At 56.0% G+C, this 16,914-nt stretch carries 12 protein-coding genes and 6 pseudogenes; 8 read left to right on the top strand and 10 right to left on the bottom strand.

From position 1 onward, the window contains the following. Window positions 1-302: 302 nt before the first annotated feature. The 4 genes from IEI95_RS10000 (at window position 303) to IEI95_RS09985 (ending at window position 4,317) form a co-directional block, all read left to right on the top strand. The gene (locus IEI95_RS10000; protein WP_156534778.1) at window positions 303-1,445 is read left to right on the top strand and encodes an extracellular solute-binding protein; all 1,143 of its coding nucleotides are present in this window, start codon (window positions 303-305) and stop codon (window positions 1,443-1,445) included. Window positions 1,446-1,448: 3 nt separating this feature from the next. Then, entirely contained in the window at window positions 1,449-2,318 is an 870-nt protein-coding gene (locus IEI95_RS09995; protein WP_156534780.1) for an ABC transporter permease, read from the top strand. Between the two features lie 2 nt (window positions 2,319-2,320). Next, window positions 2,321-3,136, top strand: coding sequence for an ABC transporter permease (locus tag IEI95_RS09990; RefSeq protein WP_194416373.1), 816 nt, complete (start codon window positions 2,321-2,323; stop codon window positions 3,134-3,136). Window positions 3,137-3,273: 137 nt separating this feature from the next. Continuing rightward, complete coding sequence (locus IEI95_RS09985; RefSeq protein ID WP_194416372.1) at window positions 3,274-4,317, top strand: ABC transporter ATP-binding protein; 1,044 nt, start codon at window positions 3,274-3,276, stop codon at window positions 4,315-4,317. A 3-nt stretch (window positions 4,318-4,320) separates the two neighbouring features. Here the strand turns inward: IEI95_RS09985 and IEI95_RS09980 are convergent, their stop codons facing one another. Both IEI95_RS09980 and IEI95_RS09975 read right to left on the bottom strand, forming a co-directional pair. Then, on the bottom strand, window positions 4,321-5,583 hold the full coding sequence (locus IEI95_RS09980) for an ROK family protein (protein ID WP_194416371.1): 1,263 nt from the start codon (window positions 5,581-5,583) through the stop codon (window positions 4,321-4,323). Between the two features lie 46 nt (window positions 5,584-5,629). Continuing rightward, window positions 5,630-6,496, bottom strand: coding sequence for a sugar phosphate isomerase/epimerase family protein (locus IEI95_RS09975; protein ID WP_234894742.1), 867 nt, complete (start codon window positions 6,494-6,496; stop codon window positions 5,630-5,632). A gap of 266 nt (window positions 6,497-6,762) precedes the next feature. On the opposite strand from IEI95_RS09975, the gene IEI95_RS09970 reads away from it, so the two are divergent. Then, window positions 6,763-7,839, top strand: coding sequence for a Gfo/Idh/MocA family protein (locus IEI95_RS09970; protein WP_156534788.1), 1,077 nt, complete (start codon window positions 6,763-6,765; stop codon window positions 7,837-7,839). Between the two features lie 157 nt (window positions 7,840-7,996). Here the strand turns inward: IEI95_RS09970 and IEI95_RS09965 are convergent, their stop codons facing one another. The 8 genes and pseudogenes from IEI95_RS09965 to IEI95_RS09930 form a co-directional block, all read right to left on the bottom strand. Beyond that, window positions 7,997-8,614 (bottom strand): LysE family translocator, encoded by a 618-nt coding sequence (locus IEI95_RS09965; protein WP_156534790.1) that lies wholly within the window; start codon window positions 8,612-8,614, stop codon window positions 7,997-7,999. After that, window positions 8,614-9,069 (bottom strand): Lrp/AsnC family transcriptional regulator, encoded by a 456-nt coding sequence (locus IEI95_RS09960; RefSeq protein WP_156534792.1) that lies wholly within the window; start codon window positions 9,067-9,069, stop codon window positions 8,614-8,616. The genes IEI95_RS09965 and IEI95_RS09960 overlap by 1 nt, the downstream gene beginning before the upstream one ends. A gap of 355 nt (window positions 9,070-9,424) precedes the next feature. Continuing rightward, window positions 9,425-9,541 (bottom strand): annotated as a pseudogene (locus IEI95_RS29780) (IS5/IS1182 family transposase); the annotation flags it as partial. Window positions 9,542-9,857: 316 nt separating this feature from the next. Further along, window positions 9,858-10,148: pseudogene (locus IEI95_RS09950) on the bottom strand (IS3 family transposase); the annotation flags it as partial. Window positions 10,149-10,164: 16 nt separating this feature from the next. Further along, complete coding sequence (locus tag IEI95_RS09945) at window positions 10,165-11,241, bottom strand: IS110 family RNA-guided transposase (protein WP_070167322.1); 1,077 nt, start codon at window positions 11,239-11,241, stop codon at window positions 10,165-10,167. A gap of 286 nt (window positions 11,242-11,527) precedes the next feature. Continuing rightward, window positions 11,528-12,773 (bottom strand): annotated as a pseudogene (locus tag IEI95_RS09940) (IS3 family transposase); the annotation flags it as partial. Window positions 12,774-12,848: 75 nt separating this feature from the next. Beyond that, window positions 12,849-14,327 carry a UdgX family uracil-DNA binding protein gene (locus IEI95_RS09935; protein ID WP_156534794.1) on the bottom strand — a complete coding sequence of 493 codons (1,479 nt, stop codon included), beginning with the start codon at window positions 14,325-14,327 and terminating at the stop codon, window positions 12,849-12,851. After that, window positions 14,324-15,556: a putative DNA modification/repair radical SAM protein gene (locus tag IEI95_RS09930; RefSeq protein WP_156534796.1), complete on the bottom strand. Its 1,233-nt coding sequence runs from the start codon at window positions 15,554-15,556 to the stop codon at window positions 14,324-14,326. The genes IEI95_RS09935 and IEI95_RS09930 overlap by 4 nt, the downstream gene beginning before the upstream one ends. 97 nt (window positions 15,557-15,653) lie before the next feature. On the opposite strand from IEI95_RS09930, the pseudogene IEI95_RS09925 reads away from it, so the two are divergent. From IEI95_RS09925 to IEI95_RS09915, 3 pseudogenes are all read left to right on the top strand, one after another. Next, window positions 15,654-15,812: pseudogene (locus tag IEI95_RS09925) on the top strand (integrase core domain-containing protein); the annotation flags it as partial. A 68-nt stretch (window positions 15,813-15,880) separates the two neighbouring features. Further along, window positions 15,881-16,399: pseudogene (locus IEI95_RS09920) on the top strand (IS6 family transposase); the annotation flags it as partial. A gap of 56 nt (window positions 16,400-16,455) precedes the next feature. Continuing rightward, window positions 16,456-16,749: pseudogene (locus IEI95_RS09915) on the top strand (DDE-type integrase/transposase/recombinase); the annotation flags it as partial. Between the last annotated feature and the right edge of the window lie 165 nt (window positions 16,750-16,914).

Raw genomic sequence — 16,914 nt, 5'->3', positions numbered from 1 at the left:
TAATATCGACCGATATCTCTCAAAAATATCGGATTTCTTTGTGTGTTGCGCTCGGCTGATGAGCACGCGAATTGCCATTTCGATGGGAATTCTGGCGGATATCGTCGAGTCCGATGGACTATGAAAACGAATATTTGTTCATTTGCTTGCTTGACAGAGGCGATATAATTCGTGTTAAGAATTTAAATATTGGCAGATAGAGACGCAACTAAAGCGCAGTCGCCAGTCTGGAGTGGGAACCTGGCCTTATTCTTGGCCAAACAAAGGGCAGGCGCATGTTCGTGCTGCCAATGGAGGTGTCAATGCGCATGCAACGACGTGAATTCCTGAAATATTCTGCGACAGGTGTTGGTCTGGCCGTGGCTGGTGCAAGGCCCGCCTTTGCCGCCCCCGGCGTTCTCGACATATTCTTCAACAGCGATACCAATGTCATTGATTTCTGGACCCAGGTGATCAAGCCGGGTTTTGAGGCGGCCCATTCCGGTGTGACGCTCAATCTTGTTCCGGGCGGTGGCGGGTCGGCGATGAATTCTCTGGCTGATCGCGCTATGGCCGCCTTCAAAGCCAAGAAGGACCCACAGGTCGATATGCTGGAAGCTGTCACCCCGTTTTATCCCACAGGGTCGCTGGAAGCCGGTCTCTGGGTGGATTTTTCCAAGGCTGGCCTGTCCAATTACGACAAGGTCAACCCGGTCGTGGTGCAAAGCCCGGCGCTTTTGCCCTATCGCGGCTCGCAAGTCGTGATGATGTATAATGCCGACAAGGTCAAAGCCGTCCCCACCACCTTCAAGGAGCTTGTGGCGTGGATCAAGGCCAATCCCGGCCAGTTTGCCTATGCCCGTCCTGATCTTGGTGACTCCGGGGCCTGCTTTATCGAGCGTGCGCTTCAGGAAGTCACCGGCCTGAACCCCGACCTGTTTCTGCCGGAAAATTTCACCCCGGCCTATGCCGAGCCGCTGTTTTCCAAGCTCTGGCCTTTGCTCAAGGACATCCAGCCATCGCTGTTCAATGGCGGTGAATACACATCCGGTAACACAGCGTCCATCCAGATGCTGGCCAGTGGTGCTGTTTCCATGACCGTTGCCTGGTCAGACATGGCCTTGCAGGCGATGAGCCAGGGCGTGGTGCCTGAGACAACATCTGTTGCGCAGTTGCAGGATCTGGCGTTTACCGGCGGCTTCTCCGGCATTGTTGTGCCAACGGTTGCGGCCAACAAGGATATGGTGCTCAAACTCGCTGATTACCTGATCACAGCGGACATCCAGAACCACGTTGTGACCGACCTCGGTGGATTCCCCGGTATCAAGTGGGAGTTTATGTCCAAGGAACTGCAGGATAAATTCGCAAAAGTCGCGCCCAAATCCATCCCACTTTTCCCCGGTACATGGGAGCCTGCACTGTTTGAGGGCTGGTATCGTAACGTCGCATCGAACATCAAACGCTGAGGCATGGTGATGCAAACGCACGGCCTCTCGGAAGGATCGCGCTGGACCGGGTTGGCCTTTGTGGCCATCCCGGTTCTGTCCATCGTGATTTTTCTGTTCTATCCGGCGGCGCTGACCATAATCGGCACCTTCTGGCGTGAAGGCCGCGATGGTGTCCATGCGCTGAATTTTGACAGCTATGTTTTCTTCTTCACCGATGCCTATAGTCTTGCCAATCTTGGCAGGACGCTCTGGACCACCTTCGTCAGCCTCGCGCTGCTGATTGCTATCAATCTGCCGATTGCGCTCTACATGCGCTTTACCCGTGGTCCGCTGGCCAGCCTGATTCAAGGCTTGGCGTTGTTTCCCATGTTTGTTCCCGGCATTATCATCTGCTACGCACTGATCCGCTATCTGGGGCCGAATGGCTGGTTACAGAGCCTGCTATCCTTGATCGGGTTCCATCATTATGCATCGCCCTATCTGACTCCTTGGGGGCCGGTGATCGGCCTGCTCTGGGACGGTATGCCGCTCACTTTGCTGATCTTGATCTCCGGCCTGTCCGGCATTTCGGATGCCTCGATTGAAGCGGCCCGTGATGTGGGCGCGGGGCGGCTGCGGATTCTGGTGCGCATCATCATTCCTCAAATCATGCATTCCCTGTTGATCGTATCGGCGCTGAATTTTCTAGGTTTTTTCGGCCAAGCCCTGATGCCCTTCATGCTGGGGCCTACAAGCCCGGAAATGATGGGGCCGTTCATGCTGCGTACATTTGCAAGCGTGCGTGATCCGCTGCAAGCCTCAACGCAGGCGACCATCACCTTTCTGATCTGCTCTCTTGCCGGTATTGCCTATGTCCGCTCGATTGCCCGCAAGCCCCAAGACGGAGAGTGATGATGTTGCTGTCCAGTCGCCGCCATGATGTCTTTGGCCTGATCATTCTGCTGTTTCTGATTGTCTTTATCGTTCTGCCCGTGCTGACAGTCTTTCTCTGGGCCTTTGCCGAACAATGGTTCTATCCGTCCGTTCTGCCCACCAAATGGGGCTTTCGCTTCTGGTCTGCGGTCTTGGCCCGCCCGGATGTCTGGGCGGCCCTTTGGACATCGGTTGAGCTGTCGCTGACCGTGACAGCACTGTCCGCCATCATTTGCCTGCCAGCGGCCTATGCCTTTGCCCGCATGGATTTTCCGGGGAAATCGGTGTTCATGCTGTCGTTTTTGATGGCCAATGCCTTTCCGCGCTTTGCATTGATCATCTCCATCGCGGTGCTGTTTTTATCCTTCAATCTGGTGGGCACCTTCACCGGCGTGGTGATTATCCAGCTGTTGAATACCTTGCTGTTGATGATCTGGTTGCCAACGGCGGCGTTTAGAGCCGTCAGCCGGGATATGGAAGAAGCCGCCCGCGATGTTGGCGCAAACCGCTGGCAGGTGTTTCGCCACATCACCCTGCCGCAGGCCTTTCCCACCATTGCCGCCGCTTTGTTGATGACCTTCGTTTGGACCTTTTACGAGACGGAAGGCGCGTGGCTGGTGGGTGCGCCGCGCATTCGCACCATGCCGCTGTTGATGATGTCGATGATCAACAACCAGTTGGTGGTGCAATATGGGGCTGTGCTGTCGGTCATGCTCTGGGTGCCGTCTCTGGCCGCCATCCTGATGGCACGGCGGGTGATTGGCGGCGAGGCTTTCGCCAAGGGGTTGGGCGGATGATGATTCAAACCCAGAGTCTGTCAGGTTCAGATTGAACCTGACAGACTCTGGAAATCCTTGTTTATGCATCGGATTGGTCCGAAAACCGGGTTCCACTTTTCGGTCCGATGCTCTTTTTCGAGAAAGACACTGAACGCATGTCCACACTCGCCCTCGAAAACGTCTCGAAAAACTATTCCATCGTGACCGCGATTGAACCGTTGTCGCTCACCATTGATGATGGTGAACTGGTCTGCCTTCTCGGCCCATCCGGGTCAGGAAAATCGACATTGCTGCGCATTATTGGCGGGTTCGAGACGCCATCCGGCGGCAAGGTGCTGATTGATGGCGTTGACGTTGCACGCACGCCGCCGGAAAAACGCCCAACCGCCATGGTGTTTCAAAGCCATGCCCTGTGGCAGCACATGACTGTGTTTGAAAACATTGCCTTTGGCCTGACGCTGCGCGGACTGCCGAAAGCCGAGATTGCCCGCAAGGTCTCCGATGCCTTGGCCATGGTGGGGTTGGCGGATTATGGCAAGCGCCTCCCGGCGCATCTGTCCGGTGGCCAGCGTCAGCGTGTTGCCATTGCCCGTTGCGTGGTGCTGGAGCCGAAAATTCTGCTGATGGATGAGCCCTTTGCCAGTCTCGATCAACACTTACGTGACAGGTTGCGCGAAGAGGTGCGGCAAATCCAGAAAAAACTCGGCATTACCACAGTGTTCGTCACCCATGGTCAGGATGAAGCTCTCTCTGTTGCTGACCGGATTGTGGTGATGAGCATGGGGCGGATTGAACAGGTGGGCACGCCGCGTGAAATTTACTCAACGCCCAATTCGCCCTTCGTTGCCAGCTTCATTGGCGATATGAATTCTCATGTCATTCAGATCAACCAAGGTCGCACACATCTGGGTGGCGTTGCCATTGATGCGCCCATTGAGGCGGGCGAGGCATTGTTAACGGTGCGTCCTGAAGATATTGCCCTCTTGCCATCAGATGACAGCCAAGGGGCGTGCGTGCGGCGCATTGTCAATTACGGCTCTTTCCTCAAGATCGAGGCACAAGCGCAGGATGGCACCGTCTGGAAAGTTCAGACACCAAAAGACGCCGCAATTAAAGAAGGAGCGTTCTATACACCCGTTGTCGCCCGCTACACGGTGTTTCGCGATAACAAAGCGGTCCATCATGCAGAGCCTGCATAACCATTACCGGTCGTCTGCGAGAATCTGCCGGAAATAGAGATGTCGGAAATTATGGCTGGTGGTGACAAAAATCGGCAGCATCGCGGCCCCTGTCACCGCCGCATCCTCAATCAGCGTTGCAGGCAAAAGCCGAGGCAAGGCCCGGTCACGCCGAGCCGATGGCGTGGGGCGGAGTGGATAGGCGCGATCCACCAGTCGTTCCACCAGCGCACGCGGCAAGGCACCGCCCACGGCAATAAAGCCGGGATCGAACATCACTTCAATGACCGCGCAGACATCACGCAGCACACTGGCCGCAGACGCCAGCCAATCCATCAACCGATGATCACGCCGCTCCAGCAGGCTCAAGATGCTCTGCTCATCCATGGACTGCTCTGATAGACCGCAAGCGGCTGCCAGCCCGCCAATAGAAAGAACACCGCCCTGAACAGCGCTGCCGGGGTTGTCCGGCCAGACCGGATTGGCGCCAAGGCCAAGGATTGGCAACAGCCCGATTTCGCCCGCATTTCCGCCAACACCCTTGAAGGGATAGCCATCAATAATCAGCCCCGCACCGGCACCATGGCCGATGTAGAAATAGGCAAACGACGCCTCCTGTGCATCGTGGCGGTGAAGTCGCTCGCCAATGGCTGCTGCCGTTCCGTCATTTTCCACCAGAACGGCAAAGCCGGTCAGGCGTTGCAGGTCTTCGGCAAAGGATGCATCGCGCCAGGCCTCCCAATGCTGCATGGAAAAATCGAAATCGTAGACATCGGAGCCGAATGTGGGCAGTACCAGACCAAGGCCCCAGATGCGCTCCGCAGGCAGGGCATTGTCGTGCAGCAATGTTGTTATGGTTTGCGCCAGCATCCGCACGGTCACATCGGGGTTTGCCGTATCACACCGCATCGACTTGCGGGCGCGCTCCTGCCGTTTCAGGTCAAACACCAGAATATGACACTGGTTCTGATCCAGATGAACCCCGATTGAAAAGCCTGCTTCGGAATTGGCCTCCAGATAGATTTGCGGCTGCCCGCGCAGACCGGACGAGCGCCCGGCCTCCACAATCAACTGCTGTTCAAGCAGTTCGCGGGTGATGGACGAAATGGTTTGGGGTTTCAGCCCGACAATGGCTGAAATCTCCACCCGGCTGATGGGGCCGCGTTGAAAAATGGTTTCAAATACCAGACGACGATTGTGAATGCGGGCATCTTCAATCCGGCTGCCCGCAATAATGTCCTCACCGTCGCGGGCAAAGCCTCCATCAAACCGATCCAGAAGTGTCACGGCTGTTCCTTCGTCCTATTGTCGCACGCCACTCTCGGTATGGATGTTAAATCCCAAGCTCACGCAAGACCTGCCGGTTGTGGCACGCAATCGGAAAAGGCTTCTCCGGAGGGCAGGGATACATATCCTGTTCATAAACGGCATAGCCATCAAACCCACGGGTTGCAAGAAAATCCCGAACTTCAGCAAAATCCACCATGCCCTTGTCCAGTTCGCACATAACGCCCGACTGGAAGCCCTCAATGAAGTTGATGTTGTTTTGGCGTATGTGCGCCAGCAAGACGGGATCAACATTCTTGAAGTGGTAATAGGGAATACGGTCCGCATAGCGCTTCATAAAGGCCACGGCATCGGCACCCGTATAGGCGTGATGACCAAAATCGAAGCAAAGGCCGACGCTATCTTCCGGCGTTTCTTCCAGCAGGCGAATGACTTCGGCTTCCGTTTCCACGCCGGAGCCGACATGCGGATGAAAAACAAAAGATAGTCCATGCTCTTCAGTGACATAATGCGCGGCTTCCTTGACGTTGCGGATCATCAATGCCCAGTCCTGCGGGGAAAGCTCGCGGCTTTTGCCGGGGAGGGGCAGGTCTGAATCATCCATCAGCACCACCCACTCAGCCTTCATGGCCTTCAGCAGGCCGCAGGTCTGCTCCAGTCTGGGTCGAAGGGTTTCCATTGCGTCCGTGGGAGCAAGCAGATGCACGAGCGCTGATCCGCATACGCTCAACCCACGACTGCCGAGAGCATCTGTCAAACGGGATGGATCAGTGGGCAGATAGCCCCAAGGCCCGGTCTCCGTCGCCGTGAAGCCGGAGTCTCGCACCTCGTCCAGATAGCGCTCCCAAGGGGTCTGTCGCGGATCGTCTGCATACCAGACGCCCCAGGCGTCGGGCGCTGTCGCAAGCTTCATAGTCGACTCCATTGATTATTAAATCTACAATGACACCTTAATTGATCCGATTTAAAAGCAAAAGAGCATTGCGTTAAAAATGCTATTTTCTTGAAAATCGGACAAAATAAAGCAAATTCAATCATTAAGCCATTTCCGTTTTCAAAATTCTGTGCCGAGGCTGCTCATTTCGTGCAAAACATCTCTTGATATAATCATTATTGTGTATTTAATTCGGCCTGAAATATCTATCGCATCTTGAAAGCTGGTCGAAGGCGGGAAATCCTATGGTGAGACTTGGTCTTGTTGGGCTTGGAGAAGTGGCGCAGTTGATCCATCTGCCGATTTTGCAGAGATTGACCGAAATGTTCACGCTTGCGGGCGCTTACGATCCGTCCCCTAGCGTGGCCCGGTCGATCTCGATCCGGTGGGGCATTGAGCGCGTATTTGACAGTGTCGATGCGATGATTGCGTCACCGGATATTGATGCAATTCTGATCATGAGCCCGGATCAATACCATGGCCGTCATGCCCGTGCGGCTCTGAAGGCCCATAAGCATGTCTTGATTGAAAAGCCCTGCTGTTTGACGATGGAAGACCTCGCTGCACTCAGTGATGTGGTGGAGCAGACAGATCGCGTTGCCATGGTTGGTTATATGCGCCGATTTGCACCGGCTTTTCTGGAGGCGAAAAAGCGGTTGCCAGCCTTTGCCGACATTACCTACGTTCGTGTCCGGGATGTCATCTGCGAAGGCCCCTGGTATTTTCGCCAAACAGATACGGTTGTCACACCCAACGGCGATATTCCGGCGAGCCTTGTCGAGGAAAGCCGTCAGTTGCGTGGCACGATGATGGACAGCCTGCTTGGCCCGAATGCATCCGCTGAACTTCAGACGGCGTATTCTGTGCTGACAGGGCTTTCGTCTCATTCCCTCTCGGCCATGCGGGATCTGCTGGGCAGTCCCAAGCGCGTGATTGCCGCCGAGATTAAACAGGGCGGCAGCCAGATCACGGCCCTCTTTGACTACGGTCATTTTACCGCAATTTATGAATGCATGATCGGCGATGTCGTGCGCTTTGAAGCCGGCTTCGAGATCAACTCCCGCTACAATCGCTTGGCCTTTGAGTATCCAACCCCTTACATCCGCAATCTGCCGATGGTGCTGGATGTTCAAAACTCCACCGATGACGATAACAGCCTCACCCGGCTCGGCCCCTTTCATCAAGACCCCTTTGATGTCGAGCTGAGAGCCTTTCATGCGGCGGTCACGCAAGGTGGCGAGAACCGAACGCCACCATCAGAGTCCATGGCTGATCTCGATCTGTTTGCCGCCATTATCGCTGCGGCACGCAGGACGGAGTGATGATTGCAACGACTGGTATCGCGGTAATCGCGGGAATGCACGGTGCCAGATCGCGCATCTGTGTCAATCAAAGTTCAGTCGTCTTATCTTTACCGTCAGCTCCGGTGAATGTGTTGACGGACACCAATAGATAACGCCGTGCATCTTCATCGAGCGATCATGCCCAAGCGATTGAACCGAGGGCAAAAAGCCCGAACGAGATCAGTATCAGTCCGGACAAACGGGACACCCAGCGGACAAAACTCGAGGGAAGACGCTGTCGCGCCAATGCAATGCCGCCACTCAATAGGAACCACCACAGCAACGAGCCGAGGAAAACGCCTGCGACCACGAAAAACGCATTTGTCGCCCCCGATGCGTCAGCAAGGCCAAGACCGGCAAAAATTGCAGCAAAGGACAGAATGGTGACAGGGTTGGTGATTGTCAGGAAAAAGGTTGCAGCGATGGTACCGAAAAGATCGCGCGCTCCGACCTTGGCCGCGTCCGCGAGAGGTTTGGGCTTCAGGCTTTTCCAGCCGAGCCACACCATGAAAAGTCCACCGATGATTTTGAGCGGCGTATCGATTGTCGCAAGGGTCGCCGCGAAAGCGGAAAAGCCAAGCGCGGCGAGACTGGCGTAGACGGCATCCGCCAGAGCAGTCCCAAAGCCGCCCGCCACCCCGGCCCAGAACCCACGTTCAAGGGTCCGGTTGATGCACAAGGCGCCGATGGGGCCGAGCGGAGCTGCGACAGCAAGGCCAAGCACAATGCTTTTCAAAATGAATGTCAGCTCCATCAGTCCAAACTTCCCTTCGGCATGAATGGTCCTGGCACCACGGATGAGAGAGCAATGATTGTCTCGCTACGTGCAAGGAATCTGTTCTGTTTCATTCCCGCCAGAAAGGCTTCGATTTCCGCCAGCGACGCGACATGAACCTTGATGAGATAGGACCATTGCCCCGTCACGTGGTGACATTCCGCAATAGCGGACTGGGACGCAGCATAGGTACGAAAGCTGGCCTCGTCCGCATCCGCCGCCAAGGCGATCCACACGAAGGCGATCACCGGCAAATCGAATGCGGATGGATCGGCATCAACGGTGACACGGCGGATCGCCCCACTCGCGGTCAGGCGTCTGATGCGCTCGTTCACGGCCGACGCGGAAAGCTCAACGATATTGCCAATATCGGCAAGCGAGCGGCGGGCGTCTTCGGCAAGAAGACTGACTATTTTGCGGTCTATGATATCCATATCCGCATAAAACCACGTAATATTACAAAATACAAGATATTATGTGGTAACCTTGTCGTCGCCTTATAATTTAGGGAATCTGGCGAACAAAGGTGACGGCTCGTATCCGTTCAAGGCGAAGACGACTGACATCCAGGCAGATGCGGATCAGCTATTCATCCGATGTGTTCTGACTGGCATAGCTGTCCTGCTGGTAGGAGCCGGTCTGTTTGAGGATAGGCGTTGCCAGAATATCCCGAAGATTGTGCGGTCCGCGTAACAGCAATCCCTTGATGGCACCGCGGCCAGCTTAGCGGTTGTAGATGCCATAACGCTGGATCAGCGCTGCCAAGATTTTTTGCCCGACCAAGCAGCATACCGCGATGGCGATCACAGCCTCTGTCTGTTGAGCAAAGAATGACCGGGCACGCAAACACAGCCCAATAACGCCTTTGTATCGATCCATCGCGGTTTCAACCAAAGCCCGTCTGCCAGTGACTGCCTTTGAAATCGACCATGACCGCTCAAATCTACCTGTCTGCTTTCTTCAGACCGCATCTACCTCATGATCATCGAGGCAGCAAACTAAGCCGAAATTTTGCGACAAAGCCGAAAACAACAGCGCTCTGGTTTAGAGGCGCTAAAGCTTCCCCCTCGTAACGAATACTGCCCGCTTCTGCGATGCTTCATAAGCTGTTTGCAGTGATAAAAAGCGAGGGAAAGCAGATGAAACGATCCCTTCACATTCGATATGTTCGGCAATACCGCTCTCTCGTCGGGCGGGGGTGCGGATAAAAACTTGGAGTGTTTTAAATGCTCAGGCCGAGGCTTTTACGATATTCGACCGGGCTGAGCGATCCCAGCGATATCTTGATACGCTTCTCATTGTACCATCGGATATAGGCATCCACCTCAGCCACGAACTGTTCGATTGTGATGGCCTTCCAGTCTCGTGGATAGAAGAGCTCGGTTTTCAACCGACCGAAGAACCCTTCGCACGCGGCGTTGTCTTGCGAGCAACCCTTTCGGGACATCGAGCGAACCAGTCTTGCTTCGCTGATACGGGTTAACCAGCCGGGCCATCGATAATGGGCTCCGCGGACGCCCTTCTAAGAGTCAAGCCGCGATTTGGCTTTGGTTGATTTCCCTGTGCCGCCGCATGATGATGGCGAAGACTTCGCGGGCGATGTAGCGTTTGAGGCAGCGAATTGCCTCGAGCTTCGATTTTCCGGCTGCGATCCGTCGGGCGACGTAGTCCTGCGTGCGTGCATCCAATCGAAGCCTCCCAATGGCGATGATGTGGATGGCACTGTTTGCTGCGCGATCCCCACCCCTGTTCAACCTGTGCCGAACCGTTTTTCCGGAAGAAGCGGGGACGGGGCTGACGCCGCACAATGCGGCGAAGCTCGCCTCGGACTTCAACCGGTCGGAGTTATCGCCCGCCGTGAGAAGCAACTGCGCCGCACTGTTCACGCCGATTGCGGTTTGAGCAAGTAGTTCAGGAGCGAGATCCTTGACGATGGCCTCAATCATGTCGTCGAGATCGGCGATCTCGTCATGGAGTTCGAGATAACGCCGCGCCAGAGACTTGAGAGAGATGCGGTAGGCTTCCTCGACCTGGCGATACGCAGTGAGGTCAGGTCTGCCGGCTGCGAGCGTACGGATCAATTGCATCCGCGTCATGCTGCGCAGCGGATCGCGGATTTTGTCCGGTGCGCAGACGATGGTCATCTGGATCATCTGCAGGGCAATACGGCGCGCCTGAATAGCGGTTTTGCGGCAAACCCTTAGGATGCGTAAACTTTCTACCATGCCGTCCCTGCTGCGTGGCGTTACGGTGTGCCGTCTCGCAAAGGCTGCGTGGGCCGCACTTTCTGCGTCGAAGTTGTCATTCTTGCCGCGCCGGCGGCGGTCGAGTTTGTCAGGTGCGGTGACCTCCAGAATCTCGACACCTGCGGTTTGCATGTAGCGCAGCAACCCCGCGCCGTAGCTGCCAGAGCATTCGATCCCGACCCGCTGGAGATCCCCGAACGATCGCATCCAAGCCAGCATCAAGCGATAGCCGTGTCGGGTTGTCGGGAAGCTCTCGGTACCGAGAACGCGGTCGCGATGATCAACGACTGCCGCGACATGCAAGTCCTTGTGTGTATCGACGCCACCAATGACGTGAGTTTCTGCTCGGTGTTCAGCCATCTAATTATCCTCTCCTGCGGCATGAGAATTATTTGCCTGAAGGATGCCGGGACAGGACAGTCATGGGACCGGATGGTCATGCCCTTCTTGGGTCACAGCAGCACCTTTGAGGCAAGGCCTCACCGCAGGGCGTTCCCGGATGATCGACAGGTCCGCGGAAAGACACATATTGGGTCGATCGGAGTGAGGGTCAGATCATACCGGGAAGCCTTGCGGCACCAGCCCAGAGAATGGTCGAACGGTGTTTGAGTCAAACCACCTGAAAACTGGTATCAATCATATGACTATCAGAATGGATGATTGGCCGTTCCTCGCCGTTGGCGACGGTTCCGATGGCTGCATCCAGCATGGTGTTGACGAGACCCGCATCTGGTTGCGTTCCGATCGACCAGCTGATGACCATGCCGTCAAAGCAGTCGATGATGGGCGAAAGGTAGACTTTGCCAGCTGGGATCTGGAACTTGGTGATGTCTGTCAGCCACTTCACGTTCGGCGCTTCTGCATGGAAGTCGCGATTGATCAGGTTCTCGGGCGCTGGACTGATCTCTCCCAGATAGGATCCAAACCGCCGTCGATGCGGCCTGGCAACGACCAACTGCTCCTGCTTCATCAAGCGCTGGACAACCTTTCCGAGATTATCACGCTCTGTCTGGCCAGCGGCGCCTGCAGTCGTCGATAACCGTAGCAACGACGGTTCGCTTCAAAGATCTCCGCTAGGCTGTGGCGGACGGCGGCATACTTGTCTGCCAGACACATGCGGGCGCGATGGTAGAAATAGGAACTGCGGGCAATCCGAAGCTGGGCAAGCAGCTCTGGCAAGCGATAAACTTCCTTAAGGGCGTCAATCAGTTGTGTCTTCTCCCGATTACTCAGGACCTGCAGATCGACGCCCAGGTCTTTTGTTAGGAGTTCGTTGGCCTTCTTCAGGAGATCATGCTCGAGTTGCAACTGGCGGACATCACGCTGGAGGGCTTCAAGCTGTCGCTCGAGTTCCTCACGTTCTGGCGCTTTGGAGTTGGCTTTGCGGCGTTTCATGGATGAAGAAGCCTCATGACCGAGAAGCTGGTCTTTCCAGCTATACAATGTCCGCCTTGAGACGCCCAGTCGGTCAGCGACCTGTTGAGTGCTTTCATCTCCACTGCATAATCCGATGACCCCCGCTTGCCGGACCTCTTCGCAATAGCCAGGGTGCCACGATCGACCGACCATCGGTCCGCGCCTCCGGAAACGCCTCACGAACCCATCCGGTTAGAGTTCCTCGACCGGGATAGCCGAGCCGCCCTCATCGTCGAAGAGATGCAACGATCATGGGTGCGGTAATGCTCAAGGGCAGCCTGCCTCTGAGCCTCGGAAAACTTTGGCGGTCGAGCTACCGGCTGAGTACGCAGGTCGAGATGCTGTACGTACTCGCGGTACCAGCCCCTCAGGGCATTCTTGGTGGGATATCCCAGCTGGCGAATGGTCGCGTTAAGTCGCTTGCCAAGTCGGATATAGAGCTCAACAGCTCGAAGTCTGTCTGCGTAGGAATACATGAACTACCTCCTTGGTGGTCCAAGTTTTCGTCCGCACCCCCTATCTTGTGCTACCGGGTCAGTTCTCAGTGAAAATCAACAAACAAGTCTACCGATCTGGCTTATATCTTCTCGAAAGCGCGCGAGTTCTTCGTTTCTCTTGATCTCGTCCGGAATACGCAGCAGGTAGGACGGATGAACGGTCACGAATAGATGTCGCGTGTCGTCCATGACAATTGGACGGCTGCGGACATCCTCCAAGCGGTCCTTTCGATCCGTGAGCGAAATCAGCGCGATTGCGCCCATGGCGACAATCAGCTTCGGTTTCACTATATCGATCTCTTGAGTGAGCCACCATCTGCATTGCTGCACCTCTGCAATATTCGGGCGCTGATGGATACGGCGCTTTCCCCGTGGCTCATACTTGAAGTGCTTCACCGCGTTGGTGACGTAGAGCGCGCGCCGGTCCAGGCCTGCCTGCGCCAGAGCCTCATCGAACACGCGGCCCGCTGGTCCGACGAATGGCCGGCCTGCGAGATCCTCCTGGTCCCCCGGCTGCTCTCCAACGATCATGATCTTTGCATCGACAGGCCCTTCGCCGAACACGGTCTGTGTTGCCCGGCAGGAGAGATCACATCGATTGCAGCGTCGCGCTTCCTGACGCAGCGCATCTATCGTGTCCGCTTCGGCCGCTGGCGCTGCCGGTACACGCGCAGCAGCCTCCTGGAGGCGATGATGGAAAGGGAGCGGCTCGCTGGCTTGTCGGTGGGCCATATCGATCAACTTGGCTTCCGCTCCGGCAATCAGGCCGGGAATAAGCTCTGCCTCCGGCAGGTTCTTCCAATATTTCTTCGGCATCTCCGTCATCATCATCTTCACCTTCAAGCGGGCGGGATTGAAGATGGATGCATAATATATGCGCCAGAGATCGTCGGTTTCATCGCGTATATCGGGCTTTACTGCCGGTTCGGTCGACGTCAGAAGTGTCTGGCCATCCCAGGACGCGGACCCGTGGGGCGTCAAAATAATCCAGTCCATGTCATTGAACCGACGTTGGAAAAACGGCGCGACGCGCGCGACGATAAAGTGGTCAGGCTCAAACCAAGCGACAAAGCGCCGCCGGCCTGCAACACCGACAGGCAGTGGCACTTCCTTGAAGCGCAGGAAGGCCGTCATCTTATGATAATCGCGCCCCACTGACTTCTGCATCCGGTACGCCAGCGCCACATCGGCATCTGTCTTCACCTCAAGAAGGTGCCTTTCCTGCCTCAACCGAAAGAGAAGGCGATAAAGCAAGGCGAAGCGGCCGGGATCGGAATGACACACAACGGCTTCTGCGAGCCGAAGGAAGGTTGCCGGCACGGACATCTGCGCCGTGCCACCTGTGGGTTCTGCCGGGCTTGGCGTGCTGCCCTCTTCGGATCGGCTTGCGTCAGCACCAAACAAGCCCTGTTCATCACCGATAAGCTGCCAGTCGATTGCCTTTGGTTCGATCCCAGCCTGTAGGCACTGTCGCGCGGCCTCGCGCCATTCAGACAGATCACCGCGACCTTCGAGAAAGCAGGTCTCAGTCATAATAACGATAATTGTTCGGGCTTTGGCATGAACATCGCCCGCAAGTCGGCGCGATCGATCAAGCGATGCGGCGTCCAGCCCTCAGCAGTGACGAACGGCTGGACTTTTTTGAGGGACACGCCAAGACGTCCGATATCCTCGAGCCGCAGCCGCTTGAACCGCCGTGTTGAGAGAATGGATGTGACGGTCTTTATGCCGAAGCCAGGCACACGCAGAAGCGCTTCCTTGTCGGCGAGATTGATGTCGACTGGAAATCGATCGCGATGGCCAAGCGCCCAGGCGAGTTTCGGATCAAGGTCGAGATCGAGCATGCCGTCTGGCCGTGCCGCCGTGATCTCTGCGATGTCGAATCCGTAGAAACGGTAGAGCCAGTCTGCCTGATACAGTCGATGCTCCCGCATCAGCGGCGGCTTGATCAGCGGAAGGTTTTTTGACGAATCCGGGATCGGGCTGAAGGCGGAATAATAGACACGCTTCAAGCGGTAACTCCCATAGAGCCTGGCACTGGTGCCAAGGATGGTCGCATCGTCGGCAGCGTCGGCGCCAACGATCATCTGTGTGCTTTGCCCGGCGGGTGCGAACCTCTTTCGCCGTTTGGTCTGTAGGGTCGGGTCGGCCATTTCTTCAATCTTCAAGCGCAAATTGCCCATCGACTGGCGAATATTGTCCGGCCGCTTTTCCGGGGCGAATTTCCCGATGCCCGCGTCGGTCGGTAGTTCGATATTGATCGAAAGGCGATCAGCGTAGAGCCCGGCTTCCTCAATCAGTTGCGGCGATGCCTCGGGAATAGATTTGAGATGAATGTAGCCATGAAAATTATGTATCGTGCGCAATTCGCGGGCGATGCGGACCATCTCCTCCATTGTGTAATCGGAAGAGCGGATAATGCCAGAGGACAGAAAGAGACCCTCGATGTAATTGCGGCGATAGAATTCGAGCGTCAGCCAGATGACGTCCTCGACCGAAAACCGCGCCCGCTCAACATTGCTGGACGACCGGTTGATACAATACGCACAGTCGTAAATACAGAAATTCGTCATCAGGATTTTAAGGAGAGAGATGCATCGCCCGTCTGGCGCATAGGCATGGCAGATCCCGGAGCCCTCCGTCGATCCCAGCCCGCCGGCGGCTGCTGCGTTCCGCTTTGTCGTTCCGCTGGAGGCGCAAGACGCATCGTATTTTGCGGCATCCGAGAGGATGGCGAGGCGTTCTTTGAGTGACTTTTTCATACGATGTTCACTAAATGTTCTAATCTTATCTGTCAATATTGGCGCGGTCTACAATTCGATCTCCTAGAGTGGGGCCTGACTCCGTCTCGGCACGGATGATAGCCTGAACGCCCACTGGTTTATGAGCCTTGACGACGCAAGGGCAAAGATGGAGGATTGGCGTAGAGACTATAACGAGTTCCGGCCACACAGCGCGATCGGCAACAAGGTGCCGATTTCGATCATGAACGGCTCATCGGCACCCACGCCGACCTGAGCCTTAACCCCGGAAAATTCCAGCTCCCGGTGGCCCAAAATCGGGGTGCACGTCACTGCGTCCGCATCTTTGCCAACGAGATCCGTCGTCGGTCATCCGGTCGGCTTGGGGAAAAGTGGCATCTCGATGAAGCCGCTGTTTCAATCCGTGGCAAGAAGCATTGGCTGTGGCGTGCTGTGGATCAGGACGGTTTCGTGTTGGACGTTCTCGTGCAAAGCCGCCGAAATACCAAGGCCGCCAAGCGCCTGATGCGCAAACTCTTGAAGGGCCAGGGACGATCGCCGCGGGTGATGATTACAGACAAGCTGCGATCTTACGGCGCAGCCAAGCGGGAGCTCATGCCCGGTGTCGAGCATCGCTCCCACAACGGGTTGAACAATCGGGCGGAGAATTCTCACCAGCCAGTCCGGCGACGAGAGCGGATCATGAAGCACTTCAAGTCACAGCGACATCTACAACGATTTGTCTCTATCCACGATCCGATCGCCAACCTGTTTCACATCCCGCGCCACGACATAACCTCCGGCCATCATCGCGAACTGCGCGCGGAGGCGATGAGCCTGTGGGCGAAGATTGCCCGAGCATGAGAAATATCTGCGGACAGCGTCTTTCGCTGGCCCTGCGTCCATTAAGTTTACCATGCCAGCTGGGCTCTTACTCCGCCGCAAATCGACAGCTCATGCCGGGTATCGAGCACCGTTCACACAAAGGGCTCAACAACCGCGTCGGGAATTCTCACCTTCCCGTGCGACGACGAGAGCGACGCATGACGCGGTTCAAGCCGGCGTGGCAATGCCAGCGTTTCGTCTCAGCCCACAACCAGATTGCCAATCTTTTCCATCTTCATCGACAACACCTGACCGTCGCCGATCATCGCCAACTCCGCGCCCACGCCAGCACCACCTGGCGTGAGATCGCCTTGTCAATCAAAGCGTGATATTCACCCCGAAGCAACGATCGCATGCTGTGCTCGGTTAACGCGACGCCACCCTTCTCAGATTGTAAATTAAGTCGACGCGACCCCGGATTTTACCGCCATAAAAGGGCGTTGATTGAAACGCTAGAGAGAATTTTCGCTTACATTTTATGCGACATTCGCCGC

Source organism: Agrobacterium vitis (assembly GCF_014926405.1).
In the GTDB taxonomy this organism is placed as follows: Bacteria; Pseudomonadota; Alphaproteobacteria; order Rhizobiales; family Rhizobiaceae; genus Allorhizobium; species Allorhizobium vitis_H.
The sequence above is the reverse complement of the archived record's forward strand: the minus strand, read 5'-3'. Positions and strand labels throughout refer to the sequence as shown.